The sequence below is a fragment of the Nocardioides sp. genome (assembly GCF_047606145.1).
In the GTDB taxonomy this organism is placed as follows: Bacteria; Actinomycetota; Actinomycetes; order Propionibacteriales; family Nocardioidaceae; genus Nocardioides.
Window position 1 is genome coordinate 16664 of sequence record NZ_JASGET010000010.1, and the last position, 24921, is coordinate 41584.

The following is a 24921-nucleotide window of genomic DNA, read 5'->3' on the forward strand; positions in this document are numbered from 1 at the left end:
GCATCGTCATCGACGACACCGACTGGGGCGAGTCAGGCAGGGAGTGGGAATGCTTCCTGTCCGCCGGGAGCGTCTATCGACCGGTCGAACCAGATGCGGACGCGGCTGGTGACCGAGACCCAGGCCACCTGGTGTCCGTCCGGGTCAGCTTTCTCTCCGGGCAGGACCGTCCAGTGGTTGCCCTCCGGTTTCTTGAACGGTCCGGCGATCCAGAAACCTCCCGAACCATCCGATGCGGCTTCGGCGAACCGCTCCTGGAAGGCGTCAAGCCAGACGTCGTCGGCCCTCAGCTCCAGTTCGTCGATAAGCAGTCGTCCCACGGCGACTCTCCTGATTCTTCGGTCGCGCCGACGTCATTCGTCGCGTCGGCCACGAACGCCTCCGCTGCCACGGAGTGTGTTCCCGAAGATAGCCCCGAGCCAGGGTCCGCGACCCCCACTTCGACGGATCCCGGCTCGGGTGCGGGCAGCAGCAGCAGCAGCAGCAGCGAGGTGCCGGCGTGAAGCGCGGCGAGCTCCCGCGGATCTGTGTGAGCCGCGCCGAAGCGGCCGCGATGCTCGGCGTCTCGGTCGACACGATCCGCGCCGCCAAGGAGTCGGGCCGGCTCCGCGCCAAGGCCGTCAGCACTCGCAAGGACGGCCAGGTCACCAAGGAGTTGTACGCCGTCGCGGAACTGCGCGAGTGGTTCGAGCAGCTCGAGGACGCCTGAGCGTCTGCCTCCCCACACAAGCCGGAGCCCCCGGCCATCCGACAAGACAGACCAGGGGCTCACGAACAGAAGGAAGTCTACCGGTGTCAACGATCGTCACCACCCAAGCCGAGTACGACGCGGCGCTGGCCGCCCTCGACGGCGCCTGGGGGATCATCGAGGTCCGCTCCCCCGCAGGTGTCTGGATCTCAATCAAGTCGACGGACAGCGCGACCGTGGAGGCCTGGGGCAGCGCGACCGTGCGGGCCTCGGGCAGCGCGACCGTGGAGGCCTGGAGCAGCGCGACCGTGGAGGCCTCGGACAGCGCGAACGTGGACGCCTGGGGCAGCGCGACCGTGGACGCTTGGGGCAGCGCGAACGTGCACGCCTGGGGCAGCGCGAACGTGAAGGTCTCGGGCCGCGCGAACGTGGAGGCCTCGGGCCGCGCGGTCGTGAAGGCCTCGGGCAGCGCGACCGTGAAGGCCTCGGACAGCGCGACCGTGCACGCCTGGGGCTGCGCGGTCGTGCACGCCGCTCCGCATGTGGCGGTGTACCTCCATTCCAAGAACGCCGTTGTCGAAGGCGGTGTGCTGATCGACGTCACCGAGGTCGAGAAGACCAGTACGGCGTGGCTGGAGCACCACGGCATCGAGGTGCGTGACGGCGTCGCTGTCCTCTTCAAGGCCGTCGACGCGAACCTGCACAGTGATCAAGGCTTCGCCTACCCACTCGGCGAGACCGTCGCCTGCGACGACTGGCGCCCGGACAACGACTGTGGTGGCGGTCTCCATCTCAGTCCCCGTCCGGTTCACGCGAAGGCCTACCACAACGGACCGACCCTCAAGCTGCTGGCCTGCGCGGTCGACGTCGACACGATCCGGGTCATCCCCGACAGCACGCCGAAGTGCAAGGTGCCGAGCCTGACCGTTCTGCATCAGGTCGACCTCGACGGCGTCGTGGTGAGCGACCAGGCCGCGCGCCGCATCGAGGTGTCCTGATGTTCACCCCCGAGTCCTCCGGCCTAGTACCGGAGAAGGCGCCAGACGCGCCGCCGGTCCCGAGCATGGACGAGGTCTTGACCAAGCGCGCCGAGACGCTGACCCCGGGCCGACTGCAGATCATCCGCCAGCAGGCGCTCTTCAACGGCCACGTCTCCCGCGGCGACGTGGCGGCGATGTGCGGCGTGATCCGGGACCTCAGGCACCGCCTGGCCCGCGCCCAGCGCGACGCGGACGACGTGAACGCTGCGGCGCTGGCCGACTCCTACGACGAGGGCTGGAACGCCGGCTCGCTGGCCACCCTCGACGCCGTCACCAACCAGCTCGCCGAGGCGGACAGGTGCACGCCCGAGGAGCGACTGCTGATCCTCGCCGAAGCCGGCGCCCAGTTGACCAACCCCTACGCGATGGAACTGCTCACCCAGGAGGTGCCGGACTGATGTCCGCCCAGATCCCAGCCCAGATGCCAGCTCAGGTCCCAGCCCAGCCACCGGCGCCCGCAGTCCCCTCGGGGGAGGAAGCGGGGGTAGACGCGGGCGCCGGTTCCCTCTTCGTCATCGATTCCGCGAGCGACGAGCGTCTGGCGCAGCTGCACGCGCAGTACGCCGAGCTCAAGGCCCAGGCCGACGAGGCCGCCAAGCGGTACAAGGCCTGCACCGACGCCATCAAGCTGGAGCTGCAGCAGCGCGCCGGACCCGGGCACGACGCAGGCGCCGCGCAGCCGCGCAGGATCGCGCTGACCGGGGTGGCCGGGCCGTCGCTGAGCCTGGCCTACGTCGAGCGCTGGACGATCGACAGCCGCAAGCTCAAGGCCGAGGACCCGGTGACGTACGTCCGGTACGCCCGCAAGGGTGGCGCCTGGACGCTGAAGGCGGTCTCCGCCGATGAGCACGCCGCGGACGGCGGTGAGCAGTGATGACGTGGGTCGACCTGAACGTGCTGACGCTGATCTTCAAGCAGGCGTGGAACCGGGCTGATCGAGAGGGTCTCACCGGTGCACGCAGCCGTGCCGGTATCAAGGCGGTGCTCGAAGAGCTCCTCGTGGCTCCTGGCGATCGTGTGGTCGCCGAGCTACCCGCTTACCAAGGGCTGACGATCTGGCTGGGCGACGACGAGCCACTGAGCATCGATGACACTCTCTCGCTCAACGACCTGAAGGACCTCGTCGGAACGCCTCTCCAACGCGCCGTGCTCTGCACCCGGCTGCAGATGCTCCTGACTGCCCTGATGCCTGATGAGGACCCACAGGCGGGTGAGGACCGGTGAACGCCTTCCGCACGATCCTGTACAGCTTCACCTACGGGCTGCTGGTCTTCGCCTTCGTAGCCCTGGCCGCCATGGCGGTGCCCCAGTGAGCGGCTGGCAGGTGACTCTCCTGGTCGCCAGCGGCGTGCTGTTCGGGCTGATGGTGGGCTGGGCGCTGGCCGACAGCCTGCTGGCCAGGGGCGAGCGGAACATCGCCGACGAGGCGATCACCGAGCACGAGGCGTCCCTGCGCGAGGCCGAGGAGAGGTTCTTCCGCGACAGCTACCGCGAGTACCTCGAGCACTGCAGCATCTGCGGCTGGTGCCGGGTGCTCGGCGTCTTCACCTACTACCCGATGACCGCGGCGCTGACCAAGGAGCAGCTGGCCGAGATCGCGGCCGACGCCGGCATGGACTTCGAGCTGGAGAAGATCCAGACCGCGGGCGGCGGGAGCGCGTCATGACGCTGCAGCCTGACCCGGCCTACGTACGGCGCCTCTCCACACTCACGACCAGTCGGGTGTGCGTAGAGGACGGGGTCACGTGGCTGGCTGACCCGAACCAGTCGGGCTCGTACGGCAAGGGCGCTGAGTTCGCACTGGCGGTGCACGAGTTGCAGGCGCTGGTCCAGTGGGCCTACGACGTGCACCGGATCGTGGCGACTCCGTCAGACGCTCGTCAGACCGTGCACGACGAGGACCACCGAGGCGGGAGCGCCTCATGACGTACGCACACGCCCCGCTGCTGAGCACGCCCTGCCTGGTGTGCCACTCCGCCGGCGTCTTCACCAGCGCCTCGGGGGCCGGCATGGTCTGCGCCCTGCACGCGATCGCCGAGCTGGGTGATGTTCGATGAGCAGCGGACCCGAGCACTACTCGACCGCCGAGGCGCAGCTGGCGAAGGCCGAGCGCGGCGGCGAGTTCCATCAGGTCATGGCCAACATCGGCCTGGCCCAGGCGCACGCCACCCTCGCTTTCGTCGCGGCTCTCCACGATCGGGAGACGGGCACGCTCGCGCAGCTGCGCGCCGACGAGTGGCGGGAGGCGACGCGATGAGCATCCGCACGGTCGACGGCGAGCTGCGCACCGTCCGGGGCACCACCAACGGCAACGCCCGCGGCAGCTCGGAGGACCGTCGTCGGCGTCGTGAGTGGCTGGTGATGACCTACCGGGCCAACGTGGACGCGCAAGTGCTCGACCGCGAGGCCCACGATGCCGCGTTCGTCTGCATCCCTCGCCAGTGCCCGCATTGGCTGTCCGTCCCGGCGTGCCGGTGCTACCGCTGCGGCGAGCTGCTGACCGTCGACACGGTGACGGTCGACCGGATCGTGCCCGGCTGCAAGGGCGGCACCTACCGCCGCAACAACATCAGGCCTGCATGCCAGCGCTGCAACTCCGAGACGGGCGGGGGTGTGCGCTCGTGACCGCCTTCGCAACCCCGAGTCCGGACGACTTCATGGCCGCTGCGCCCAAGTCGGTCAGCGGCTCCACCCCCTGGGCGAGCCGATACGCCGCCGAGCTGCGCCGGGTGATCCTGGAGCACGCCGCCCGGGCACCGCGCACGCTGCAGCAGCACCTCGGTCCCTCCGAGCTCGGCGTGGCGTGCGATCGCCAGGTGGTCGGGAAGATGGCGGCGCTGCCCACCACCAACCACGTGGCCGACCCGTGGCCAAGCATCGTCGGGACGGCCTGCCATGCGTGGGCGGAGAGGGCCTTCGACGCCGACAACATGCGCGGCGGGCTGCTGCGGTGGGTCACCGAGACCCGTGTGAGCCCTCACCCCGACCACCCGGGTACCGCTGACCTGTACGACGCCGCCGAGCAAGCGGTGGTCGACCACAAGTTCCTCGGCGAGTCGAGCATGGCCAAGGTCCGCAAGGACCCGCCGCGCAAGTACGTGCGCCAGCTGCTGCTCTACGGGCTCGGCTACTGGAAGCTAGGCCTCCCGGTGCGGCGCGTCGTGCTGGCGGCCTACCCGCGCACCGCAGCCACGCTCGACGGCCTCTACGTGTGGGAGCACGCCTTCGCCGACGAGCAGGGCGTCATCGTGCCCGAGGCTCTGGCCGCCCTGGAGAGCACCTTCGCCGAGACCGCCCACCGCCGCGCCCTGGCCGACGAGCTCCTGGCCGGCCGGCTGCGCATCGAGGACGTGGCCGCCGAGCCCGACTCGAGCGAGTGCTATTTCTGCCCCTTCTACCGGCCCCAGGCCGCCAAGGACGGCGGAGCCGGATGCCCGGGCACCTCGACGCAGGGGCCGTACGCGCTTCCTCAGGGAGGTGCGTCGTGAGGCTCGCTATCGCCGATCCGCCCTACCCGCCGAGATTGACCGAGCGCCGAGACCTCGCGAACGGTGGCACACGCATCACGGTGCGCTCACGGGCTCGCCGCTGGTACGGGGACGCCGTCAAAGGTGGCCACCTGCCCGCGGACTTCCACCCCGCCGCCGGCGAATGGGATGCGCCGGCGCGCCACCGACAGCTGCTCGACGAACTGATGCAGCGCTACGACGGTTGGGCGCTCGCGACCACGCCTGACGGACTCAACGCCTACGGGCCGCTGCCGGTGGGTTGCGAGCTGCTCGCGTGGATCAAGCCCAACGCCATGCCAGGAGCGCCGGAATCGAGCGTCCGGCCTCCACGTGCCTACACATCTGATCACATCCCATCGACCGAACCGATTCGCAGGATCCAAGCCACCGGAGTGGACGCGCTGGATCCTGAACGCTCTCGGCTACGACCCCGCGATCGACACCGTCGACGACCTCTTCCCTGGTTCGGGTGGCGTGCAACGCGTCATCGACGAGCTCTCACAGACTCCGCCGGCTGATCCGGCGGTCACCGGCTGACCTGCCCGTCCCGGAACGGTCAGCCCCTTCTCCATCACCCCTTCACACCTTCTCCAGATCGAGGAACCCTGATGACCCAGCAGCCGTACTACCCACCGCAGTACCCCCAGGCTCCGCAGCCGCAGCAGTACGTCCAGCCGCCCGCGCAGCAGGCACCGCCTCCGTACCCGACCCAGCCGCAACAGCCCTACCCCCCATACCCGCAACAGGGCTACCCCCAGCAGCAGCCGCAGCAGCCGCAGATTCCACTGGCCGAGGGGTCGCTCGACGCCTTCTACAGCCAACCCAGCGTGGGCGGTGGCCCGTCGATCAGCTGGACCGACAAGCAGACGCAGCAGCCCAAGCCGATCGGGACCACCTACGCCGGGATCGTCGCACGCGACGTGACCAACGCCGACGTGCAGCAGCAGACCGACATCAAGACCGGTCAGCCGCAGGTCTATCGCGACGGACGCCCGAAGTTCGCCATGAAGGTCCCGCTCAAGGTCCAGCCCTCCCAGGAGTTCCCCGAGGGCGAGGCCAGCTGGTTCGTCAAGGGCCAGGCCCGCGACGAGCTGGTGCGCGCGATGATCGAGGCCGGTGTCTCCGGCTCCCCGAAGGCCGGCGATGCGATCCAGGTGACCCTGGTCCAGCGCCGCCCCTCGGGCCCCGGCATGAACCCGGCCAACATCGTGCAGGTCAACTACCAGCCGGCCCAGCAGCCTGTTCAGCAGCAGGTCACGGAGCCGCCGCAGTCGTTCGCCCAGCAGCAGCAGCTCCAGGCGTACACCGCTCAGCAGCAGCCCCAGCAGGCTGCCCCACCGCAGCAGGCCGCTCAGGTCCCTGCGCAGCAGCCGGCTGTCCCTGAGGGGCTCAGCGCCGACCAGGCTGCTCTGCTGGCTCGGCTGACTGGTGGGCAGGGCTAGTCGTGACCGTGATTCACGGAGAGATCGCCAGCGGCGGGGACCAACTGGTTCTCGTCGCTGGCGGCCTCGACATGGACGGCGTGGCTGAGGCCGCGCGGCGCCTGAAGGCGCTCACACCCCTGTTCTCCAAGAGCAAGCCGCCCGGCGCGCTGACCGCTCCACTGACGTGGGCGTGCGTGGTGCAGCTGGCGGCCACGTTCGGCGACGCCTGGCGGCCCGGCCCGCGCCTGACCGGATGGATCGCTGACCAGGCGCGGCTGCGCACGGCGCCCGCTGACGGCCCGCTGACCTACGCCCCGCCTGCTGGGCTCGTCCCCCGGCCGTACCAGGTCGACGGCGCCGCCCTGATCGCGCGTACGGGGCGCACCCTGATCTTCGACGAGCCGAGGACGGGAAAATCGGTGGTCGCCGCTCTGGGGCTGGCCGAGCGCAGCCTGAGGTGCGCCCCGGTCGTCCCGATCGTCGTGATCGCGCCGGCCTCGGTCGTCGACCCCTGGGTCGAGATCTTCACCGACTGGGCACCGCACTGGCGCACGGTGGCCTGGCGCGGCCCCAAGCGCGAGGCGCTGGCCGGCACCGCGGACGTGTACGTCACCAGCTACGAGACGGCGCGGCTCGACGCCGGCCCGGTCACCAGCAACGGCAAGCGGTCCCTGCGGCCGCTGTTCGACCTCAAGCCCTGCGCCGTGGTGATCGACGAGTTCCACATGTGCAAGAACCATCGTGCCTTGCGTACGCAGGCCGTGCTCCGCCTCACCGGGGCCGCGGTCGGCCGGGGTGGGGCGGTGGTCGCGCTGTCCGGCACGCCGATCACCCACCACCCCGGCGACCTGTGGTCGGCGCTGAGCGCCATCGAGCCGGGCGCCTTCCCCAGCCGGGACCGCTACGTGAACCGCTACTGCGACGTCGTGCCCGGCGACTACGACGACGACATCCTTGGCCTCAACGCCGCCCGCGAACCCGAGTTCCGGCTGAGTATCCTCGGCCAGCACCGCCGAGTGGCCCGCGCCGACGTGATGGCGCAGCTGCCCGAGAAGGTCTACTCGGTGCGCACCGTCGAGCTGCCGGCGACATGGCGCAGGGCCTACGACGACCTCGAGAGTCAGATGCTCGCCGAGCTCCCCACGGACGAGGACGGCAACGGAGGCGGGGAGCTCTCGGTCATGGACCGGCTCTCGGTGCTCACCCACCTGTCCGCGCTGGCCAGCGCCGCGGCCGACGTCCAGATCACCTACGGGCCCGACCTCAACAAGATCACCGGCGAGCCGAAGCGGCACGTGCACCTCGACCTCAAGGCCCCGAGCTGGAAGGTCGACGCCCTGCTGGAGATCCTCGAGGAGCGCTGCACGCCCCGCGCCACCGGACCTGCCGCCACACAGGCGACTGATCCCGTGGTCTGCTTCGCGCCCAGCAAGCAGCTCATCGACCTGGCCGGTCAGGCCGCTGCCAAGGCCGGCTACCGCGTCGGGTACGTCGTGGGCGGCCAGTCCCAGGGCGAGCGCACCCGCAACCGCAAGGCCTTCCAGGCAGGAGAGCTCGACCTGCTGTGCGTCACCACCGGCGCCGGCGGCACGGGCCTGACGCTCTCGCGCGCCGGCACCCTGGTCTTCCTGCAGCGCCCCTGGTCGCTGGTCGAGTCCCTGCAGGCCGAGGACAGGGCCGAAGGCGACCTCGCGGCCACCCGCGGCACCGAGGTGATCGACGTCGTCGCCAAGAACGCCATCGACTCCCGCGTCCGCGCGGTCCTGCGTGAGCGCGGCGGCCAGCTCGCCGACCTGGTCGCTGATCCTCGGATCGTCCAACAGCTGCTCGGCGGACTCCGCGTACCCACAGCCAACCCCCGCGAGGAGACAGCCGCATGACGTTCAAGAACGAGCACCCCGACCACACCGGCATCCGAGTCGACGCATGCACCGCGAGCTGTCGCTGCGGCTGGCGCCAGGCCTGCCGGACCTACCTAGACGCCGAGACGACCGCGGGACGGCACTACGTCGAGACGACCGCGCCGCTGCGCAAGCCCGGCGCCTTCCGCGCGACCTGCGTCCTCGGGGCGTACCTCCCCGTGAGTGACCTGACCGAGGTCGAGCGCAAGACGGCCGAGCTCGAGGACGCGCGACTGCGAGCCGAGGGCAGGTTCAGCGGCGTCTTCAGCTGGGACCGTCGCCGCGACATCGAGGTTGCCCGGATCCCCTGCAACCTCGACACCACCGACCGCGCCGAGTTCGAGGCCCACATGGCGCGCTGCCACCCCGACTACAACGGTGCCGAGTACAAGACGGGCGGGACCGCCAACAGCACGTTTGCGCGGTCGATCCGCCGCGGCTGGACCAAGCCTCCGCTCAAGCCCGAGGGCCAGCCGTTCAAGGCCTCGAGCAAGACCACCGCCGCCCGGATCCGGGTCTGCGAGCGATGTGGTCTGACCGCCGAGATCGAGGGCGTGACCGGGGAGCTGTGGTGGCACGAGCACACCGACTTCTGCGTCGGCACCCAGGTCGTCGAGGCGGAGCCTGTGCAGCCCAGCGAGCACCAGGTCGGTGCGGCGTGACTGGCGCAGGGTTCGTGCACTGCCCGGGCTGTGGGCGGTTGATGCTCGGCGAACCGAACGGTCACCCACAGCCACACGAGTGTGACGCCGAGGAGCCCAACTTCCCGTCCGAGGTCGCCCGGGCACTCACGGATGACGAGAGGGCCGACTCATGACCGAGCCTAAGAACAAGATCGTCATCAACGCGACACCACAGCCTCGTTCTCCGGAGCCTCATGTCCACCGTTGGGCCTGGTGCCTGCTGGTTGATGGCGCCAAGGTTCAGCGCTGCTACGGCTGCGGGAGGATCCGATGACCGCGCCTGAGAGCGAGGTCGCCGCGCTGATCGAGGAGTGGGGAGCGGGGGCTTCGATCAGCGCACGAGAACTCGCCCGTGCCTACGAAGCCGACCGCGAGGCCGGGGCCCTCGACCCACAAGAGGTTGCCACCCTGCGTGCCCGCGCCGAGAACGTCAAGCGTTTGCTGGAGCGGGAGGAGCAGTGGGAGACCTCTCGCAACCTCTGGCGGGCCCGCGCCGAGAAGGCCGAGCGTGAGCGAGACGAACTCAGCCGACTCGTGATGAGCACCGAGAACGGGGCGGCGGTGCTCCAGATGTACGTCGGCAAGGCACAGGATGCCGAGGCCGAGAAGGCTGCTGCCGTCGCTGCCGAACGAGAGCGGGTGCTCGGCGAGATTGAGCGGCTGTCGGAGAGGGCCGCGGTGGATCTTTGGTGGACAGCGTGCGACGACGGCTGGCCCGTCCCTGATGACCTACCGGCGAAGTTCCTGCGAACCGTCATCCGCGCTCTTCGCGGAGCGCTCGACCAGGCCGACCTCCGCGAGAACGGGGGTGAGTCATGAGCAGTGTGAAACGCGGCCTGTATCGCAACAAAGCCGGCAGTTACCTGGTAGTTACCGGCACCGTAAATACGCACACGGGCATACCCACGCTCTCGGACGACATCGCATGGGCCGAGAACCGAGATCCTCTGTGGGATTCCCTGTTCGGGGTGGCCCAGTATCTCGTCACCGCAACCTCCCTCGCAGATGCGGGGTACGAACTCATTGAGGAAGCCGACAAATGAACGAAGACCTGGTGTTGTGGTTCCAGAAGTTGATGGCTCAGGAGTTCGGTGCTTACACGGAGGAGCACCACACTCAAGCCGCCTACTACTTCGCAAGTCGACTACTCGACTCACCCTGGCTGGCCGAGCACGACCGTGAGGTGGCCAACAGCGCTGTAGGCAAGTGGCTCGGCCGTGAGGTGGCCAACAGCGCTGTAGGCAAGTGGCTCGGCCGGTTGAAGGAAGCCGTTAACGACGGGATCGCCCGGGCCGAGGAACTGCGCACCGAGGGCGGTGAGGAGTCGTGATCGACCACGTCATCGGCATCGACCCCGGACCCATCCCCGGCATCGTCATGCTGACCCCGAAGTTCCACCCCGGCGGCCGCACCCAGCTGCTCCCGGACGTCGTGCAGTGCAGCGCATCGACCGCCCCGGTGGTGCTCTACAGCCTGCTCAACGAGATACGAGGACACCAGAAATCGGGCGGGCGTGCGCCTGCGCTCGTCCAGATCGAGCGCTTCGTCGTCGGACGGGCCTCGATGCGCGGCGGCAAGGCCGGTGAGCAGACCCGCGACCTGATCGGGAGGCTCCAGCGCGAGGCGGATGCTCAGCCGAACGTCAGCGTGGTGATGCGCTCGGCGAACGAGGTCAAGGCCTGGGCCACCGACGCACGCCTGGAGGCCGCCGGCCTGTTGGAGGCCACCAAGGGCATGCGGCACGCGAAGGACGCATGCCGCCACGCCCTCTTCGCCGCGGTCAAGGACGGCGGTATCCCGGATCCGCTCTCGAGGAGGAACTCATGAAGATCGCAAGCACCACCTTCCTGTGTGACGTGAACGGCTGCGACGCGCGGATCACCGTCCCGTACGGTGAGGACGAGGTCACCTCGGCGTACCTCTCGCTGGTGGAGGCCGGCTGGAAGGTGCAGCGCCGATCGCTAAGCGCCTGGCGGCACGTCTGCCCTGACCACGAGATCAGTGACCTGAAGTGACCCGGCACCAGTTCCTCGACGTCACCTGCCCGAGGTGCGGTGCCGGCATCGACGAGCCCTGCACCACGCCGGCCGGCAAGCGGACCTATCGCGACCACATCGAGCGTGTGAGCGAGCGGCTGTTCCGGCCGCCGCACGTCGGCGGGCCGCGCCAAGGTGGTGACCGGCGATGAGCACCTTCAGCGCCCGTTGCGTGTGTGGTTGGTCGGGCACCTACGACAGCGAGAAGAAGGCCAAGTACGCACTGAGCCGGCACTCGTGCGAGAAGCAGCGCCGGGAGGCTGAGCGCCTGGCGGCGGCCGCGGCGCGAGAGGCGGCGCGAGAGGCGGCGGGCTACCGCACGCCCAAGCCCTGCCACCACAAGAGGGTCACTCACGTGCACGGCACCCGGGCCTGCTACGTGCTGGATCGGTGCCGGTGCAAGCCGTGCGCGAAAGCCAACGCCGAGGCCACGAACTGGCGCGAGCGTCAGAAGCTCTACGGGCGCTACGACAAGTACGTCGACGCCGAGCCGGTGCGTGCCCACGTCAACGCCCTGCGGGAGTACGGCATCGGCGCCAAGCGGGTCGCCGCCCTGGCCGGCATCGCCCACGGCGCGATGAGCAAGCTGATGTACGGCGTCTACGAGCCGACCGGCCGCGGGGGTGGCCGGGGAAGCTCAGGCAAGCTCGTGCGTGGACCGGCCAAGCGCGTGCTGCGCACCACCGCCGAGAAGATCCTCGCCGTCCAGGCGATCCCGGAGAACCGCAATCCGGGGCAGCCGGATCCCGACCGCACCGAACTGGCGCGGCTGAAGCTCCGCTCGCTGGTCGCGCTCGGCTGGTCGATGCGCCGGCTGGCGGGCCTACTCGACGTGAACCCGGCCAACTTCGGTCCGCTCGTCCACGGCAGCCACGTCATGGAGCGCCGCACCGTCGACCGGATCGAGGCGCTGTTCGACGAGCTGGGCATGACCCTGCCGCCCGAGACCACCCAGCGTGGGCGGATCTCGGCCAGCCGGTCCCGGAACTACGCCAAGGCTCACGGCTGGGCTCCCCCACTGGCGCTCCCGGACCTGGGCGCCATGCCGGCCGAGCGTGACCGACTGCGCGGACGGCCCCTCGACGCGGTGGCGATCGAGCGTCGCATGGCCGGCGACAGATCGGTGCGACTCACCCCGGGCGAGGCCGCCGAGCTCGTGCGCCGCTGGCTCGCGGTCGGACGCTCACTCAACGAGCTTGAGCGCCGGGCCGGCATCAATCCGCACCGCTACCGCAGCACCACTGCGACACCACCCCGAACCGAGAGGACCGCAGGATGAGCACGTACCCGCAGACCCGGCAGATCCCGACACCCGAGGAGTTCCTGTCACCCTCGAACTGGCCGGCCGACCCGTTCGACGAGGACGAGCACCTGGTCCAGGTGCTGGAGGGTGAACTGGCCCTGACGTCGATCGCGACCTCGCTGCGCACGATGGCCGAGTGCATGGCGCGAGAGACAACACCCGACAGCACCTCCCCAACCACAGCAGCAGACGCTCACACGATCGACACGCTGATGGCCGAGGTGGACGAGCTCAAGGCGCTCTGCACCCGGCAGCAGGCTCTGCTGGTCGAGGTGCTGCGGATCTGCAAGCCCTCGACGAGCAAGCTCGCGAAGGCGATCCGGACGGCGCTCGAGCCGGCACCAGCTGAGACGCCGGCTGAGCCCGAGGGCGGGGCTGAGCCCGAGGGGGCGGCTGAGGGCGAGAGCGCGCCGGAAGGTGCGGCGTGATCATGGGCGAGCCCACGGCGGAGGGGGCGGAGCAGATCGTCGAAGCGCTGCTGGCGTCCTCCTCGGACATCGGTGCAGGCCTTCGTCACGACACCGCGCTCTGGCTGGCCGAGCACCTGCTGGAGAAGTTCGAGGTCACGCCACGGTGACCACCCAACAGCTACCACCAACGAGCCAGCCCTACCGGGACCACGTCGCCGACTACGCACTGGCCGGCTGGACGTGCGTACTGCCGGTGCCGGCCGACGCCAAGTTCCCGCCACCTGTGGGCTTCACCGGCGCCGAGGGCCGCGACACCGACCCGATGACGATCGTCGACCTGGCCACCCGATTCCCGAGCCACGCCGTGGCGCTGCGACTGCCGATCGGGGTCGTCGGGATCGACGTCGACCAGTACGAGAAGAAGGGCAAGCAGAAGCACGGCGCGCAGACCCTGGCTGCATTGGAGGCGAGTCTCGGGCCGCTACCGGCGACCTGGTCGAGCACGGCTCGCGGCAGCTCGGCCGGCCCCGGTACGAGCCGGGTGATGCTGTTCCGTGTGCCGCCCGCACGCTACGCCACGGCGCTCAAGGCGCAGAGTCCGGGCGGCGTCACCGGCGACATCGAGATCCTGCAGCACCACCACCGCTACGCCGTGGTGTGGCCCTCGGTGCACTCCGAGACCGGCACGCCCTACACCTGGTACGACCCGGCCGGACGGCCAAGCACCCGGGTGCCCTCGCCGGGCCAGCTGACCGAGCTGCCACCGGCCTGGGTACAGCACCTCGCGGCCGGCGCCACCGACCAGGCGGCCGCCTCCGCCGACGTCAACGCCGGCCAGGCGCTGCTCGACCAGTTGCTCGACGACCACCGGCCCGAGTGTGCCGAGATCACCAACGCCCGGCTCCTCGCAGCGGCCGAACTCACCAAGGCCGACGAGGGCAGCCGACACGACGCCATGACCGCCCGGGTACATCACCTGGTGCAGCTGGCGTCCTCGGGCCACACCGGCGCCGGCGCGGCCTTCCTCGAGCTGCGCGCGTCCTGGGCACAGCTGACCGCGGGCGAGGACCGCGAGGACGAGCTGGAGCGGGCTCTGCTGACCTCCGCCCGCAAGGCCGTCACGGCTCACGGCGCGGTGCAGGTCCCCAACGATCCGTGTCTGCTGGTCGCCGGCGGCATCCCGCTGCTGCTCTACACCCCGCCCGTGGTCACCAGCGTGATCGACGGCGAGACGGTGGAGGAGCCGGTGCAGATCGCCGAGCCTCCGCGCTGGGCCTCGGTACGTTCGGTGATCGGTGCCGAGGCCTTCGACCCGAAGGCGGGCCTGGACCAGACCCTGGCCGAGAAGGTGCTCGAGCGGACCTACCCGGCGCTGCGCCACGCCTACGACGCCGGTGGCTGGCTGCTGCGCCTCCCGGATCGCTGGGAGCTGCACGGCCGGCTCTCACCGTGGGCGGTGGCCCAGTGCGCGACCCTGATGCCGGTCGGCGACCCGAGTGCCGAGAAGGGCAGCGAACAGCACGATCGCTCGGTGCGCCGTGCCCGGCTCATGTCCACAGCCGGCGCCCGTGCGGTGGCCGGCAAGATGGACGACCTGGTCTCCGGCGGCCTGCACCCTGCGAGCGTCGCCCTGGCCGACCTCGACGCCGACCCGGAGGTGCTGTGGGCCGGCGGCGTGCCGTGGTCGCTGCGGTTCTCCGACGTCGTCCCGGTGCCGGCCGAGCACATCGACCCGGCCACCCCGCACCTGCACGCCGGAGGGGTGCGCCCCGAGCGCCGCGAGACCCCGCTGTGGGACGCGCTGCTCACCGCGGTGTGGCCGGACCCCGAGCTGCGGTCGTGGGCCATCCGCGTGCTCTCCATCGCGCTGACCGGCTACGCCGATCGGGCACTCCCGGTACTGCTCGGCGAGACCGGCCGCGGCAAGACCCAGGTCGTCGCACTGATCATGAGCGTGCTCGGCTCCTACGCCCACGCGGCCAACCCCAAGCTGCTGGCACCCACCGCCAACGAGCACGACACGATCGTGTTCGACCTCAAGGGTCGGCGGCTCTCGTTCATCGACGAGGCGCCCAGCGAGGCCAAGGCCGGTCAGGAGCGGCTCAAGCAGTTGACCGGCGGCGGTGAGCTGACCGGCCGGCGGATGAACCAGGACCCGGTGACCTTCGCGCCCACCCACACGTTCGTCCTCACGGCCAACGACGAGCCCACGCTCACCGACCCGGCCGTACGGTCCCGCGTGCGCCTGATCCCCTGCGAGGGCGACCCCGAGGCCGTACGGCAGGCCCGGGCCGCCATCGGGCACATCGCCGGGACCGCGTGGCGCAGGGAGGCTCCGGGTGTGCTCGCCGCCCTGATGGCCGAGGCCGCGGCGTGGCTGGCCGACCCCACCACCGCCGCCGTCACCGCGGCACCGGAGAACGTGCGCTACCTGGCCGAGCACCTCGGTGCCGAGCAGGACCCGGTCAGCGTGTGGGTCAACGAGGAGACCGAGCCCTTCGAGCAGGGCACCCCGAGCCGCGAGCTCTACCAGGCGTTCACCGCCTCCTGCCTACGCAACAACCTGCGCCGCGACGCGATCCCCAGCGAGACCAAGTGGGGCCGCGCACTGACCCGGCTCGGCGTCCCGACGATCCACACCGAGCGGGGCAAGCGCAGGCCGTTGAAGCTCCGCAGCGGGGGCTTCCTGCCGGGTATGGAGCCCCTGACGGGTTTGGACCGGGCAACTGGTCAGCCGACACGTCCGAGTGATGCCGATCACGGTGTCAGCCCCATCGGCGGGGGTGATCCTGACGGGTTGACCCCCAACCCTGACGGGTTCCTGACGGGTTCAGACCCCCAACCCGTCAGCGCGAATCCGCAGGTCAACCACAGTGTTTCCGTGGAGCCTGACGGGTCTGACGGGTTTGAGCAAGAGGTTGTCTCTCACACGCACACGCGCCCGCGCGTGAACAGCCGACCTGAGATTGGCTCAAACCCGTCACACGATCCGTCGAGCGAGCCGCCGCGCGACCTGTTCGGCGAGCCGGTCAGCACGCAGCCGGGCGAGCCGCTCAGCGAGCCTGCCGAGCCGAAGCGCCGGCGCTCGTCAAGGTCAGCCGAGGCGACCAGGCGAGCCGCCGAGGTCAAGGCCGAGAAGCGGGCCGCGGCGATCGCCGAGGCGGCCGGCGCGACGGTCGAGCTGCCGGCGCTGGTCACCCGGGACGGCAGCGTGCGGACGGTGACGCTCGACCAGGCGGACGAGCTGCTCGAGACCATCACCGGCGAACGCGGCCACGGCGAGCTCACCATCGACGTGGAGCACACCGGCTACCCGATCGGGCACCAGCACTACGCTCTGCGCACGATCCAGCTCGGTGACGAGAACCTCGCGGTCGTGCTCGACCACCAGGAGGCGGCGCACAACGAGGTTGCCGCACGCCACCTCGCGGCTGCGCGGACGCTGCACGCCCACTCGGCCGGTGCCGACATCGTCCCCCTCGCAGTAGCAGGCCTGGTCGAGGCCGAGGAGGCGTGGTCCCGCACGATCGACACCGGCGTGCTGGCCAAGCTCGCCGACCCGGCGATGACGGGCAACAACGACGACCTCAAGGGCGCCGCCAAGGCTGTGCTCGGCGAGGCTGCCCTGTCCCCGGCTGCCGACCAGGCACGCGGCGCCCTGTTCAAGGCCGGCCGCTGGCTGACCGATGTCGAGGTGACCACGCCGCCCGAGCGCTCTGGATGGGCCCAGGCGGATCATCGAACCGAGACGATGGCCCGCTACGACGGTGCCGACGTGCTCGACTGTGCCGCTCTCGCCCGCCGGCTGCCGATGCCCGCGCCGGGCCAACTCCACCGCGAGAAGACCGCACAGCGAATGACCGCCCGAGTCGCGCACACCGGCTTCCGGTTCGTCCCCGAGCAGATCGATCGGCTGCACGATCAGCATTCGGCCGAGCGCGCCCAGCTCGCCGAGGCGATCCCGGTGGACAACCCCGGAAGCAACGACCAGATCGGCGCGGCGTTGGCCTCCATCGGTGCGCAGCTGCCACGCACAGGAACCGGAAAGCCGTCTGTGGCCAAGGGAGTGCTCGAGCCCCTGGCCGGCGCCCGAGACGCTGACGGGAGCTGGGCCACAGACGCCGCCGATCCGGTGCAGCAGCTCGCCCGCCTCGTGCTCGACTGGAGGCATCACGACACCGCGCTCAAGCTCTTCCTCGACCCGTGGCGCGACATGGTGCGTAACGGGGACGGCCGTGCTCGCTCGACGGTGCACACGCTGGGCGCCGACACCGGGAGGATGAGCTCGGTGAGGTTCAACCTCCAGCAGATCACCCGCGAGGGCGGCATGCGCGCCTGCATCTCGGCAGACCCCGGGTACCTACTCATCACCGCGGACTTCGCCTCGGTGGAGATCCGGGTGGCCGCCGCGCTGTCCCAGGACCAGGCCCTGATCCAGATGCTGCTCGACGAAGTCGACCTCCACGGCGAGATCGCCAAGCTCGTGTGGGGGCCAGGCTTCACCAAGTCGAACCGCTACATGGCCAAGCGCAAGGTCTTCGGCAGGATCTACGGCCAAGGACTCGACGGCATGGCACACACGGACGGCGCCGGGGTGCACGTGGCCAGGCGTGTCATCGACGCCATGGACGCCATGACACCGGGGCTCTCGGCCTGGTCGGCCGACGTGCGCGGCGCGGTGGAGGCCGGCCGCACCCAGTACCCGACCTACGCCGGCCGTGTCGTACACCTGCCCAAGAAGGCTCCACACGCCGGCCCGAACTACGCGATTCAGGGTACCGCCCGCGAGCTGCTGATCGACGCCCTCATGCGCTGGGACAAGACCAGGTGGGGGCACTGCACGCTCATGCCCGTGCACGACGAGATCCTCGTCATGGTTCCCGAGGGCGAGGCGACCGAGGCGACCGCCGCACTCGAGGCGGCCATGGCCACCGAGCTGTACGGCGTGCCGATCGTGGCCAAGGCCGACGAACCGAGCTTCTTCTGGAGAGATTCAGCATGAGCACCCTGACCTGCCTGCACTGCGGGGCGAGCACGACCAACGGCCTGGTGCTGTGTCAGCGCCACCTCCACGCCCTCAGCGAGGCCCTGACCAACCTCGCGGCCTACTACGCCGACACCGAGAGCCTCAAGCCCATGCGGCACAGTGTTCGGGTACGCCGTGCGCCCGCCTCGCAGGTCCCGAGTCTCGGCGCCGGCGGCGACGGCTGGGGCCGGGTCGACGCGGCGATGTACGACGCCGAGAACACCCTGACCACCTGGTGCCGGACCCTGGCAGACGACCGCGGCCTGACCCCGCCGTGCATCGATCTGCGCGACCTGCCGAGCAGCGTGCGCCGCCTCGCGTCCTGGCTGGAGTCCTACGCCACCACCGTGGCCACGCTCGGCTGGGCGGCCGAGTGCCTGCGCGACCTGCGCCGTACCGCCCATGCGCTGCGGCGCGTCCTGGACGATGCCGACACCGGGCACTTCATCGGCCGCTGCGGCGCCGAGGTGGGCCGGCAGGACGGTCAGGACGGCCAGGTGCTCACCTGCCCACGCGGCCTGTACGCGCTGGAGGGCGAGTCGTGGAAGACCTGCCCCGAGTGCGGGCACAGCCACGACGTGGCGGCGCGCCGGGCCGCGCTGAAGCAGGCCACCGCCGACGAGCTGGCGCCGTTGCGGGTCGTGGCCCGGGCCGTGGTGCTGCTGGTCCCGGGCGAGCCCTCGGTCGAGCGTATGATCCAACGCATCAAGAAGTGGGTCCAACGCGAGCAGCTCGACGACTACGGCCTGCGCCACTACGACGACGGCAGCGGCCCCGATCCCGTCGCCCGCAAGCACTACCGCATCGGCGATGTGCTCGCCCTCGTGGAGCGCGACACGCGGAGGATCGACGCCTCGCGCTGCGGCTCGGAGGGCACCGCGTGCTAGTTTGTCCCCGTTCGATCCGGGGGCGAAGCTATGTCCGGGTCAGCGTGGTCAGCAGTCGTCCTCGTGCCAGGCACCGTCCTCAAGCACCCACGGCTCGGAGTCTTGATCGATCTCGGGATAGTCGGCGTAGGTGTAGGTGACCCGGGCCATCGTGCCGGACACGTCGGCGCTGAAGCTGGCGAAGGACAGCGCGTTCCCGTACTGCTCACCCGCCTGTGACACCGTGGCTTCGAAGTCACTCTGGCTTGTCCGCTCCTGGCACCGAGTCGAGAGCAGGCCGTAGGCCTTCGCTCCCTCGCCCGTCAGGAACGCATCCGAGTAGGCCTGTACAGCGTCACGGATCCGCGGCGCCGAATCGCTCGCGCTCGGTTCCGCAGCCTCGGTGCTGGTGCTGGTGCTGGTGCTCGCGGCTGGTGTCGTGACGCTGATGGTTGTCTTCTGGTCGCCGCCACCGCCGCACGCGGTGAGAGCGAGGGCAGGCAGGACGAGCAGGATCAATCGACGCACGACCGCAACGGTAGGCGCCCGGGCCGACAGTGTCAGGCGTTTGCTGAGTAAGGCTGGAGCCGATGGCAGCACAGTGGTGGGTCGGCTACTGGCCCAGTGATCCGACCAGCGACAGGGCGTGGCGCCGGCTGCGCGATCAGGTCGTGGCCGAGGAGCCGGTGTGCTGGCTGGGGTTCGCCGGCATCTGCACCCACGTCAGCACCACGGCCGACCACGTGATCCCCAAGACGCAGCGGCCCGATCTGGCCATGACGCGGGCCAACCTGCGCGGCTGCTGCGGTCCGTGCAACCTGGCTCGAGGCCGCACCCCGGTCCAGCGCCTCAGCTTCGCGGCCGGTGATCCAGGCGACCCCGGTGCGTTCGGCAGCCCCGACAGCGCAGCCGGCGCGGCGCCCAGCGCCCTCGCCATCTTCGACTGAGCCCCGCCTCGCCCCGGCCCGCCCCGGTCTCACTTGCCGCAGCTGGCCCGGAAAAATCTCGCGGCCGCGGATCTCTGGCGGAGGGGTATGCCGCCGCTCTTCTCCCTCCGGGCGCCGCCCACCGCCGCCTCGTCACGTTAGTCACCGCACCCGGAGGAGGCCCCGATGGCCCGTCGCCAGGTCCCGCGCCAGGCCCCGCGCCAGACCTCGGCTCGGACCGAGCGCCGGGTCGAGCATCCGGAGCGCGAGTGCGAGGTGCCCGAGTGCAGCAGGCGCTTCACGCCTCAGCGGTCGACGGCTCGGTTCTGCTCGGCGACCTGCCGCCAGCGCGCCGCCCGTGCCCGCCGGGCGGCCGAGGAGTCGGTGGGCGCGGACGCCGCGAAGGGCCTCGCCGAGCACGACCTGGTCAAGGCGGTGCGGCTCGAGCTCGAGGAGGCCGGCAAGGCGATGACCTTCAACGGTCAGCTCGCGCTCCAGCTGGCGCGCAAGCTGGTCAACCCCGACGAGTCCGGTGCCACCGCGCTGAGCAAGGAGCTGCGCGCGGTGATGGGCGCTGCTCTGGCTGGCGCGCCGAGCTCGGCTGACCCGGCTGACTCAGCTGGCTCGACTGATCCCGGCACCGCGTCCGATCACGCCGTGGAGGAGGACGACGAGGTGAAGCGAGCGAGGGAAGCCCGTGAGCGCAAGGCTCGCGAAGCGGCAGCTCGTTGAGCCGGACTACTGGACCTGTCCGCACGGCGTACGGGTCCGGCCCGAGCCGGCGCTGACCTACGGTCCCGAGGTCGCGGACGTCTGCGCCCAGGCCGGCTTCCCTCCAGATCCCCAGCAGGAGCTCGGCCTCGACCTGGTGTTCGCGATCCGGTCGGACGGCGCGCCGGCGAGCTTCGCCTTCTGCGTGGTCTGCGCGAGGCAGAACCTCAAGTCGGGCCTCTTCCTGCAGTCGTCGATCGGCTGGCTGTTCGTCACCGAGGTGCCCGAGATCGCCTGGTCCGCCCACGAGTTGAAGACCTCGCTGGACGCCCAGGACGAGCTGTTCGAGATCCTGTCGTCCTCCTCGCTCTCGCGGTACCTGCCGGCCACCCAGAACGGCGGCAAGTACGACACCAACGGCAAGGAGCGCCAGGAGCTCAACACCGGTCAGACGGTGTGGTTCCAGACCCGGACCCGGGACGGCGGCCGCGGGCTGAAGAAGCCCAAGGTCATCATCGACGAGGCCTTCAAGTTCAAGAAGCGCACCGCGGACGCGCTGCTGCCGATCCTGCTGGCCCAGTACCACCCGCAGGTGCTCTACGGCTCGAGCGCTCCCCCGCTGGACCCCGACGCCGAGGCGCTGCGCGACCTGATCGACCGCGGGCGCAACCACAAGTCACCCGAGCTGTCCTACCTGGAGTGGCTGGCCCGACGCGAGCCGTGCGCGGACCCGGAGTGCACCCACCCCAAGGACGCCCTGGACCGCGGCATCGACTGCGCGTTGGACCGCCAGCACCTGCTGCTCCAGGCCAACCCGACCGTTCACCGCGACGCCGAGGGCAATCCCCTCGACACCGGCCGCATCACGATCCGCACACTGCGCAACCTGCGCCAGGAGCTCTCGCCGGAGGGCTACATGCGCGAGTGCCTCGGCTGGGAGGATCTGCCCACCGACGCCGGCGGACCACCGGCGATCAACGCGACGCGGTGGGCCAGCAAGGAGCTGCGCGACCCGAAGGCCCCCGCGCCGAAGCGGGCCTGCGTGGTGCTGTACACCGAGCCCGACCGGTCGGTGACCTCGATCGGCGTGGCCGGCCGCAACTCCGCGGGCGACCTGGTGATCCTCGAGCACACCGAGCCGGCCGGGTCGGGCGAGGCCTGGGTCATCGACCGGCTCAAGCGGGTTCGGGCCAACATCGAGGTGCTCGAGGTGGCCCTGCACCCCTCGACCGAGGCCAAGACCCTCATCCCGGCGCTGAACGCCGCCGAGATCGAGTGGCACAAGCTGGTGCACAACGACCTGTCCGGGGGCTGCTCGGCGCTGCTGACCAAGATCGCCGGCGGCGAGGTCACCCACCTCGGCCAGACCGCGCTCGACACCGCGGTGACCGTGGCCCGTACCCGTCAGGTCGGCCGCCAGGGCCGGTACTTCGACAGCCGCAACACGCCGATCCCGATCTCGCCGCTGGTCGCCACCTCGACCGCGCTGTACCGCTTCGAGCTCGCCGAGGCCGAGAAGGCGAAGACCTCGCCGCCCTCGCCGGAGTCGATCCCCGACAGCTCAGCCGAGTCGATCACCAACAGCAACACCAGCAACAACCTCGACGGCAACAGCGCCATCGACTGGGACACCGTCGCGTTCTGAGTCGCGTTCTGAGTCGCGTTCTGAGCCGACTCGATCCTGAAGGGAGGCAGCCATGACCGAGAGCCCTGTGGCTCCTGCCGAGCTGGCTCCCGTGACCGCGCCCAGCCGCGAGCTCGGTGCCGCGGTGACCACGACCCAGACCGGGTGGTGGGACGACCTGGCCGCCGAGCGCGTCCCGGAGCTGCGCTGGCCCGCGGCGTACGACGTGTACGACCAGATGGCCGACAACCCGCAGGTCTCCTCGGTCTTCCAGGCCGTGCTGATGCCCATCCTGCGCACCGGCTGGCGTATCGACGGCACCGGCTGCGACGCGGACGTGACCGCGCACGTCGCCGGCGATCTGGGCCTGCCGATCCTCGGTCAGGACAAGACCCCCGACACAGGCAACGCCGAGGAGCGCTTCTCGTGGGGCGAGCACCTCGAGGTCGCCGGTGAGGAGGTGCTGCGCTACGGCCACAGCTTCTACGAGCAGAAGGCGGCCTGGGGCGACGACGAGCGCTGGCACCTGGTCAAGCTCGGCTGGCGGCCCGGCCGGACCATCAGCAAGATCAACATCGCCCGCGACGGCGGCCTGGTCTCGCTGGAGCAGACCCTGATCTCCAGCCTGGTCACCGGCACCCCGGGCCCTGTCCGTCTCCCGGTCGGGCGGGTGGTGGCCTACGTCCGTGGCCGCAAGGGCGGCAACTGGCGCGGCCGCTCCCTGCTGCGTCCGGCCTACACGCCGTGGCTGCTGAACAACCGCGCCATGCGCGTGGAGATGACGCTCATCGAGCGTGCCGGCAGTCCGCTCTACGTCTACGAGGCCGCCGAGAACGAGAAGGACCTCTCCGCCGGCAAGACGATCGCCACCGAGGCGCGTTCCGGCCAGAGTGCCGGCGCCGCGATCCCGAACGGCGCCAGCCTCGAGCCCAAGGGCTACACCGGCACCCTGCCCGACGTCGACAAGGTCAAGCGCTACAACGACGAGCAGATCGCCCGCGCCGTGCTGGCCCACTTCTTGAACTTGGGAACGATGACCGGCTCCTGGGCGCTCGGCTCGACGTTCGCCGACTTTTTCACCCTCAGCCTGCAGGCGGTCGCCGGCGACATCGCGCGCACCGCCTCGCGCCACATCATCCGCGACCTCGTGCACTGGAACTGGCCCGGCGCCCGGGCACCGCGGCTGGTGTTCGACGAGATCGGCTCGAACCAGGAGTCGATCGTCGCGGCGATCGCCACCCTCGTCGGTGCCGGGGTGCTCAAGCCCGACGAGCCCCTGGAGCAGTTCATCCGTACGGCGCTGGGCCTGCCGGCGCGCGGCGCCAGTGCACCCCTGGAGGAGACCGCATGAGACTCATCGACCTGACCGGGCACAGCTTCAACCGCCTGACGACGATCGACCGGATCGACAACGACGGCGACTATGAGCCCGGCAATTGCCGATGGGCTACGGCGAGCGAGCAACAGCGCAATCAGCGCAGGCGAGAGGTGGCCGCATGACCAAGATGGGGCGTTACCGCTACTGGGGCGACCAGAAGCCCGACACAAGCCGCCCGCTCCTGAGCGTCACCCGGCCCCAGGAGGCGGTCTCCGCCACGGCGCGCACCGCTCCTGTCGAGCAGCCGTCGAGGACGGGCACACTGCGGATCTACGGGCCGGTCGACTCCTGGGGCGGCTGGTGGGGCGTCTCCTCGAAGGAGGTCGCGCAGGCTCTCGATCTGCTCGGCGACGCCGACCGGATCATCGTCCGCGTCAACTCCCCCGGCGGCGAGTCCGCCGAGGGCCGCGCGATCGTCAACCTGCTCCGCGCACACAGCGCGGAGATCATCACCGTGGTCGACGGCGCGGCGTATTCCGCCGCTTCCTACATCGCGGCCTGCGGCGATGACAGCGTTATGAGCCCCGGCACCACGCTGATGATCCACGACACCAGCACCTTCCTCTACGGCAACGCCGACGCCATGCGGAAGGCCGCCGACACCCTCGACGTGCTCTCCAACAGCGGTGCCGAGCTCTACGCCGAGATCGCTGGCGGCACGGTTGAGGAGTGGCGCGAGCTTCAGAAGGCCGAGACCTGGTATACGGCCGCGAGCGCCGTCGAGTCGGGCCTCATGAAGCGCGTCGCCACCGTGCCCGACGTCGGCCAGGCAGAGACCGCGGGCGACGACACTCCGGAGCCGGTCGACCCCGACGACATCGAGGAGCGGGCTCGCGCGAGTTACGACCTCTCGCTGTTCGACAAGGCCCCCGAGGGCCTGACCCCCAAGCCCCCGACCGCGTCCGCGGGCGGGTCCACCCCCGAAGGAGAGGAGTCGGCCGTGGCTTTCAGCGACGCCGGAACCAACACCCTGCGGACCAGGCTCGGCGTCGCCGAGGACGCGGACGAGGCCACCATTCTGGCGGCCCTCGACGAGGCCCTCGACGAGCGCGCGGAGCCCGATCCGTCCCTCAGCGCGGAGGTGCCCCAGGGGCACACCGTCATCGCCAGCGCCGAGCTGGAGACCCTGCGCGCCGGCGCGCGTGCGGGCGCCGCGGCCGCCGCCACGCTGCACGAGCGCGACCGCGAGGCGTTCCTCGACGCCAACCGGGCCAAGTACCCCACCGGCCTGCGGGACGCCTGGTCCCAGCAGTACGACCTCGACCCCGCTGCCGCCTCGGCGGCGCTGAGCGCGATGCCGGACATCATCCCCGTGACCGAGACCGGGCACGCCAACGAGGACGACGCCGAGGCGTCGGTCTCCGACGACCCGCACTACCAGAACTGGAGGTTCTGA

At 70.4% G+C, this 24921-nt stretch carries 33 protein-coding genes; 31 read left to right on the forward strand and 2 right to left on the reverse strand.

The features are described from left to right. Nucleotides 1–32: 32 nt before the first annotated feature. Nucleotides 33–320, reverse strand: coding sequence for a hypothetical protein (locus tag QM638_RS01060; protein ID WP_415140074.1), 288 nt, complete (start codon nucleotides 318–320; stop codon nucleotides 33–35). 179 nt (nucleotides 321–499) lie between these two features. On the opposite strand from QM638_RS01060, the gene QM638_RS01065 reads away from it, so the two are divergent. The 25 genes from QM638_RS01065 (at nucleotide 500) to QM638_RS01185 (ending at nucleotide 18907) form a co-directional block, all read left to right on the forward strand. Beyond that, nucleotides 500–709 (forward strand): hypothetical protein, encoded by a 210-nt coding sequence (locus QM638_RS01065; RefSeq protein WP_415140075.1) that lies wholly within the window; start codon nucleotides 500–502, stop codon nucleotides 707–709. Nucleotides 710–792: 83 nt separating this feature from the next. Next, entirely contained in the window at nucleotides 793–1686 is an 894-nt protein-coding gene (locus tag QM638_RS01070) for a hypothetical protein (protein ID WP_415140076.1), read from the forward strand. Beyond that, nucleotides 1686–2126, forward strand: a complete 441-nt coding sequence (locus QM638_RS01075) for a hypothetical protein (RefSeq protein WP_415140077.1) — start codon at nucleotides 1686–1688, stop codon at nucleotides 2124–2126. Before QM638_RS01070 ends, QM638_RS01075 begins: the two co-directional genes overlap by 1 nt. Beyond that, entirely contained in the window at nucleotides 2126–2602 is a 477-nt protein-coding gene (locus QM638_RS01080) for a hypothetical protein (RefSeq protein ID WP_415140078.1), read from the forward strand. The genes QM638_RS01075 and QM638_RS01080 overlap by 1 nt, the downstream gene beginning before the upstream one ends. Further along, nucleotides 2602–2952: a hypothetical protein gene (locus QM638_RS01085; protein WP_415140079.1), complete on the forward strand. Its 351-nt coding sequence runs from the start codon at nucleotides 2602–2604 to the stop codon at nucleotides 2950–2952. The genes QM638_RS01080 and QM638_RS01085 overlap by 1 nt, the downstream gene beginning before the upstream one ends. A gap of 100 nt (nucleotides 2953–3052) precedes the next feature. Beyond that, on the forward strand, nucleotides 3053–3394 hold the full coding sequence (locus QM638_RS01090) for a hypothetical protein (protein WP_415140080.1): 342 nt from the start codon (nucleotides 3053–3055) through the stop codon (nucleotides 3392–3394). Next, the gene (locus QM638_RS01095) at nucleotides 3391–3654 is read left to right on the forward strand and encodes a hypothetical protein (RefSeq protein WP_415140081.1); all 264 of its coding nucleotides are present in this window, start codon (nucleotides 3391–3393) and stop codon (nucleotides 3652–3654) included. Before QM638_RS01090 ends, QM638_RS01095 begins: the two co-directional genes overlap by 4 nt. Continuing rightward, nucleotides 3651–3785 carry a hypothetical protein gene (locus QM638_RS01100; RefSeq protein WP_415140082.1) on the forward strand — a complete coding sequence of 45 codons (135 nt, stop codon included), beginning with the start codon at nucleotides 3651–3653 and terminating at the stop codon, nucleotides 3783–3785. The genes QM638_RS01095 and QM638_RS01100 overlap by 4 nt, the downstream gene beginning before the upstream one ends. After that, a complete protein-coding gene (locus QM638_RS01105; protein ID WP_415140083.1) occupies nucleotides 3782–3985 on the forward strand; it encodes a hypothetical protein in 204 nt (67 codons plus the stop codon). The genes QM638_RS01100 and QM638_RS01105 overlap by 4 nt, the downstream gene beginning before the upstream one ends. Continuing rightward, a complete protein-coding gene (locus QM638_RS01110) occupies nucleotides 3982–4353 on the forward strand; it encodes an HNH endonuclease (protein WP_415140084.1) in 372 nt (123 codons plus the stop codon). Before QM638_RS01105 ends, QM638_RS01110 begins: the two co-directional genes overlap by 4 nt. Then, nucleotides 4350–5216 (forward strand): hypothetical protein, encoded by an 867-nt coding sequence (locus QM638_RS01115; RefSeq protein ID WP_415140085.1) that lies wholly within the window; start codon nucleotides 4350–4352, stop codon nucleotides 5214–5216. Before QM638_RS01110 ends, QM638_RS01115 begins: the two co-directional genes overlap by 4 nt. Nucleotides 5217–5845: 629 nt before the next feature. Then, nucleotides 5846–6679, forward strand: a complete 834-nt coding sequence (locus QM638_RS01120; protein ID WP_415140086.1) for a hypothetical protein — start codon at nucleotides 5846–5848, stop codon at nucleotides 6677–6679. 2 nt (nucleotides 6680–6681) lie between these two features. Further along, nucleotides 6682–8541: an SNF2-related protein gene (locus QM638_RS01125; RefSeq protein ID WP_415140087.1), complete on the forward strand. Its 1860-nt coding sequence runs from the start codon at nucleotides 6682–6684 to the stop codon at nucleotides 8539–8541. Further along, on the forward strand, nucleotides 8538–9224 hold the full coding sequence (locus QM638_RS01130; protein WP_415140088.1) for a hypothetical protein: 687 nt from the start codon (nucleotides 8538–8540) through the stop codon (nucleotides 9222–9224). Before QM638_RS01125 ends, QM638_RS01130 begins: the two co-directional genes overlap by 4 nt. Nucleotides 9225–9515: 291 nt before the next feature. Then, a complete protein-coding gene (locus QM638_RS01135; protein ID WP_415140089.1) occupies nucleotides 9516–10064 on the forward strand; it encodes a hypothetical protein in 549 nt (182 codons plus the stop codon). Beyond that, complete coding sequence (locus QM638_RS01140; protein ID WP_415140090.1) at nucleotides 10061–10288, forward strand: hypothetical protein; 228 nt, start codon at nucleotides 10061–10063, stop codon at nucleotides 10286–10288. The genes QM638_RS01135 and QM638_RS01140 overlap by 4 nt, the downstream gene beginning before the upstream one ends. Continuing rightward, nucleotides 10285–10575 carry a hypothetical protein gene (locus QM638_RS01145; protein WP_415140091.1) on the forward strand — a complete coding sequence of 97 codons (291 nt, stop codon included), beginning with the start codon at nucleotides 10285–10287 and terminating at the stop codon, nucleotides 10573–10575. The genes QM638_RS01140 and QM638_RS01145 overlap by 4 nt, the downstream gene beginning before the upstream one ends. Further along, entirely contained in the window at nucleotides 10572–11072 is a 501-nt protein-coding gene (locus tag QM638_RS01150) for a hypothetical protein (protein ID WP_415140092.1), read from the forward strand. The genes QM638_RS01145 and QM638_RS01150 overlap by 4 nt, the downstream gene beginning before the upstream one ends. Further along, complete coding sequence (locus QM638_RS01155; RefSeq protein ID WP_415140093.1) at nucleotides 11069–11260, forward strand: hypothetical protein; 192 nt, start codon at nucleotides 11069–11071, stop codon at nucleotides 11258–11260. Before QM638_RS01150 ends, QM638_RS01155 begins: the two co-directional genes overlap by 4 nt. Continuing rightward, a complete protein-coding gene (locus QM638_RS01160; protein WP_415140094.1) occupies nucleotides 11257–11433 on the forward strand; it encodes a hypothetical protein in 177 nt (58 codons plus the stop codon). The genes QM638_RS01155 and QM638_RS01160 overlap by 4 nt, the downstream gene beginning before the upstream one ends. Continuing rightward, complete coding sequence (locus QM638_RS01165; protein ID WP_415140095.1) at nucleotides 11430–12560, forward strand: hypothetical protein; 1131 nt, start codon at nucleotides 11430–11432, stop codon at nucleotides 12558–12560. The genes QM638_RS01160 and QM638_RS01165 overlap by 4 nt, the downstream gene beginning before the upstream one ends. Next, nucleotides 12557–13012 carry a hypothetical protein gene (locus tag QM638_RS01170; protein ID WP_415140096.1) on the forward strand — a complete coding sequence of 152 codons (456 nt, stop codon included), beginning with the start codon at nucleotides 12557–12559 and terminating at the stop codon, nucleotides 13010–13012. The genes QM638_RS01165 and QM638_RS01170 overlap by 4 nt, the downstream gene beginning before the upstream one ends. 2 nt (nucleotides 13013–13014) lie before the next feature. Next, nucleotides 13015–13161, forward strand: coding sequence for a hypothetical protein (locus QM638_RS01175; RefSeq protein WP_415140097.1), 147 nt, complete (start codon nucleotides 13015–13017; stop codon nucleotides 13159–13161). Continuing rightward, nucleotides 13158–17996, forward strand: a complete 4839-nt coding sequence (locus QM638_RS01180) for a DNA polymerase (protein WP_415140098.1) — start codon at nucleotides 13158–13160, stop codon at nucleotides 17994–17996. Before QM638_RS01175 ends, QM638_RS01180 begins: the two co-directional genes overlap by 4 nt. Next, complete coding sequence (locus QM638_RS01185) at nucleotides 17993–18907, forward strand: hypothetical protein (protein WP_415140099.1); 915 nt, start codon at nucleotides 17993–17995, stop codon at nucleotides 18905–18907. Before QM638_RS01180 ends, QM638_RS01185 begins: the two co-directional genes overlap by 4 nt. A 48-nt stretch (nucleotides 18908–18955) precedes the next feature. Here QM638_RS01185 and QM638_RS01190 read toward each other — a convergent pair whose 3' ends face one another. Beyond that, a complete protein-coding gene (locus QM638_RS01190; protein ID WP_415140100.1) occupies nucleotides 18956–19414 on the reverse strand; it encodes a hypothetical protein in 459 nt (152 codons plus the stop codon). Between the two features lie 62 nt (nucleotides 19415–19476). Here QM638_RS01190 and QM638_RS01195 point away from each other — a divergent pair, with 62 nt between their 5' ends. The 6 genes from QM638_RS01195 to QM638_RS01220 all read left to right on the forward strand — a co-directional run bounded on the left by QM638_RS01195 (nucleotide 19477) and on the right by QM638_RS01220 (nucleotide 24921). Next, the gene (locus QM638_RS01195) at nucleotides 19477–19833 is read left to right on the forward strand and encodes a hypothetical protein (RefSeq protein ID WP_415140101.1); all 357 of its coding nucleotides are present in this window, start codon (nucleotides 19477–19479) and stop codon (nucleotides 19831–19833) included. A 165-nt stretch (nucleotides 19834–19998) separates the two neighbouring features. Then, on the forward strand, nucleotides 19999–20544 hold the full coding sequence (locus QM638_RS01200) for a hypothetical protein (protein WP_415140102.1): 546 nt from the start codon (nucleotides 19999–20001) through the stop codon (nucleotides 20542–20544). Further along, the gene (locus QM638_RS01205; protein WP_415140103.1) at nucleotides 20510–22168 is read left to right on the forward strand and encodes a hypothetical protein; all 1659 of its coding nucleotides are present in this window, start codon (nucleotides 20510–20512) and stop codon (nucleotides 22166–22168) included. Before QM638_RS01200 ends, QM638_RS01205 begins: the two co-directional genes overlap by 35 nt. Before the next feature lie 52 nt (nucleotides 22169–22220). Next, nucleotides 22221–23498: a hypothetical protein gene (locus QM638_RS01210; protein ID WP_415140104.1), complete on the forward strand. Its 1278-nt coding sequence runs from the start codon at nucleotides 22221–22223 to the stop codon at nucleotides 23496–23498. Then, complete coding sequence (locus tag QM638_RS01215; protein WP_415140105.1) at nucleotides 23495–23647, forward strand: hypothetical protein; 153 nt, start codon at nucleotides 23495–23497, stop codon at nucleotides 23645–23647. The genes QM638_RS01210 and QM638_RS01215 overlap by 4 nt, the downstream gene beginning before the upstream one ends. Continuing rightward, a complete protein-coding gene (locus QM638_RS01220) occupies nucleotides 23644–24921 on the forward strand; it encodes a head maturation protease, ClpP-related (protein WP_415140106.1) in 1278 nt (425 codons plus the stop codon). Before QM638_RS01215 ends, QM638_RS01220 begins: the two co-directional genes overlap by 4 nt.

Excerpts from the sequence above, each read along its gene's own strand:
- QM638_RS01075 (WP_415140077.1), top strand. The coding sequence starts at position 1,686 with ATGTTCACCCCCGAGTCCTCCGGCCTAGTACCGGAGAAGGCGCCAGAC.
- QM638_RS01080 (WP_415140078.1), top strand. The coding sequence starts at position 2,126 with ATGTCCGCCCAGATCCCAGCCCAGATGCCAGCTCAGGTCCCAGCCCAG.
- QM638_RS01085 (WP_415140079.1), top strand. The coding sequence starts at position 2,602 with ATGACGTGGGTCGACCTGAACGTGCTGACGCTGATCTTCAAGCAGGCG.
- QM638_RS01095 (WP_415140081.1), top strand. The coding sequence starts at position 3,391 with ATGACGCTGCAGCCTGACCCGGCCTACGTACGGCGCCTCTCCACACTC.
- QM638_RS01100 (WP_415140082.1), top strand. The coding sequence starts at position 3,651 with ATGACGTACGCACACGCCCCGCTGCTGAGCACGCCCTGCCTGGTGTGC.
- QM638_RS01105 (WP_415140083.1), top strand. The coding sequence starts at position 3,782 with ATGAGCAGCGGACCCGAGCACTACTCGACCGCCGAGGCGCAGCTGGCG.
- QM638_RS01110 (WP_415140084.1), top strand. The coding sequence starts at position 3,982 with ATGAGCATCCGCACGGTCGACGGCGAGCTGCGCACCGTCCGGGGCACC.
- QM638_RS01120 (WP_415140086.1), top strand. The coding sequence starts at position 5,846 with ATGACCCAGCAGCCGTACTACCCACCGCAGTACCCCCAGGCTCCGCAG.
- QM638_RS01130 (WP_415140088.1), top strand. The coding sequence starts at position 8,538 with ATGACGTTCAAGAACGAGCACCCCGACCACACCGGCATCCGAGTCGAC.
- QM638_RS01135 (WP_415140089.1), top strand. The coding sequence starts at position 9,516 with ATGACCGCGCCTGAGAGCGAGGTCGCCGCGCTGATCGAGGAGTGGGGA.
- QM638_RS01140 (WP_415140090.1), top strand. The coding sequence starts at position 10,061 with ATGAGCAGTGTGAAACGCGGCCTGTATCGCAACAAAGCCGGCAGTTAC.
- QM638_RS01145 (WP_415140091.1), top strand. The coding sequence starts at position 10,285 with ATGAACGAAGACCTGGTGTTGTGGTTCCAGAAGTTGATGGCTCAGGAG.
- QM638_RS01155 (WP_415140093.1), top strand. The coding sequence starts at position 11,069 with ATGAAGATCGCAAGCACCACCTTCCTGTGTGACGTGAACGGCTGCGAC.
- QM638_RS01165 (WP_415140095.1), top strand. The coding sequence starts at position 11,430 with ATGAGCACCTTCAGCGCCCGTTGCGTGTGTGGTTGGTCGGGCACCTAC.
- QM638_RS01170 (WP_415140096.1), top strand. The coding sequence starts at position 12,557 with ATGAGCACGTACCCGCAGACCCGGCAGATCCCGACACCCGAGGAGTTC.
- QM638_RS01175 (WP_415140097.1), top strand. The coding sequence starts at position 13,015 with ATGGGCGAGCCCACGGCGGAGGGGGCGGAGCAGATCGTCGAAGCGCTG.
- QM638_RS01185 (WP_415140099.1), top strand. The coding sequence starts at position 17,993 with ATGAGCACCCTGACCTGCCTGCACTGCGGGGCGAGCACGACCAACGGC.
- QM638_RS01195 (WP_415140101.1), top strand. The coding sequence starts at position 19,477 with ATGGCAGCACAGTGGTGGGTCGGCTACTGGCCCAGTGATCCGACCAGC.
- QM638_RS01200 (WP_415140102.1), top strand. The coding sequence starts at position 19,999 with ATGGCCCGTCGCCAGGTCCCGCGCCAGGCCCCGCGCCAGACCTCGGCT.
- QM638_RS01210 (WP_415140104.1), top strand. The coding sequence starts at position 22,221 with ATGACCGAGAGCCCTGTGGCTCCTGCCGAGCTGGCTCCCGTGACCGCG.
- QM638_RS01215 (WP_415140105.1), top strand. The coding sequence starts at position 23,495 with ATGAGACTCATCGACCTGACCGGGCACAGCTTCAACCGCCTGACGACG.
- QM638_RS01220 (WP_415140106.1), top strand. The coding sequence starts at position 23,644 with ATGACCAAGATGGGGCGTTACCGCTACTGGGGCGACCAGAAGCCCGAC.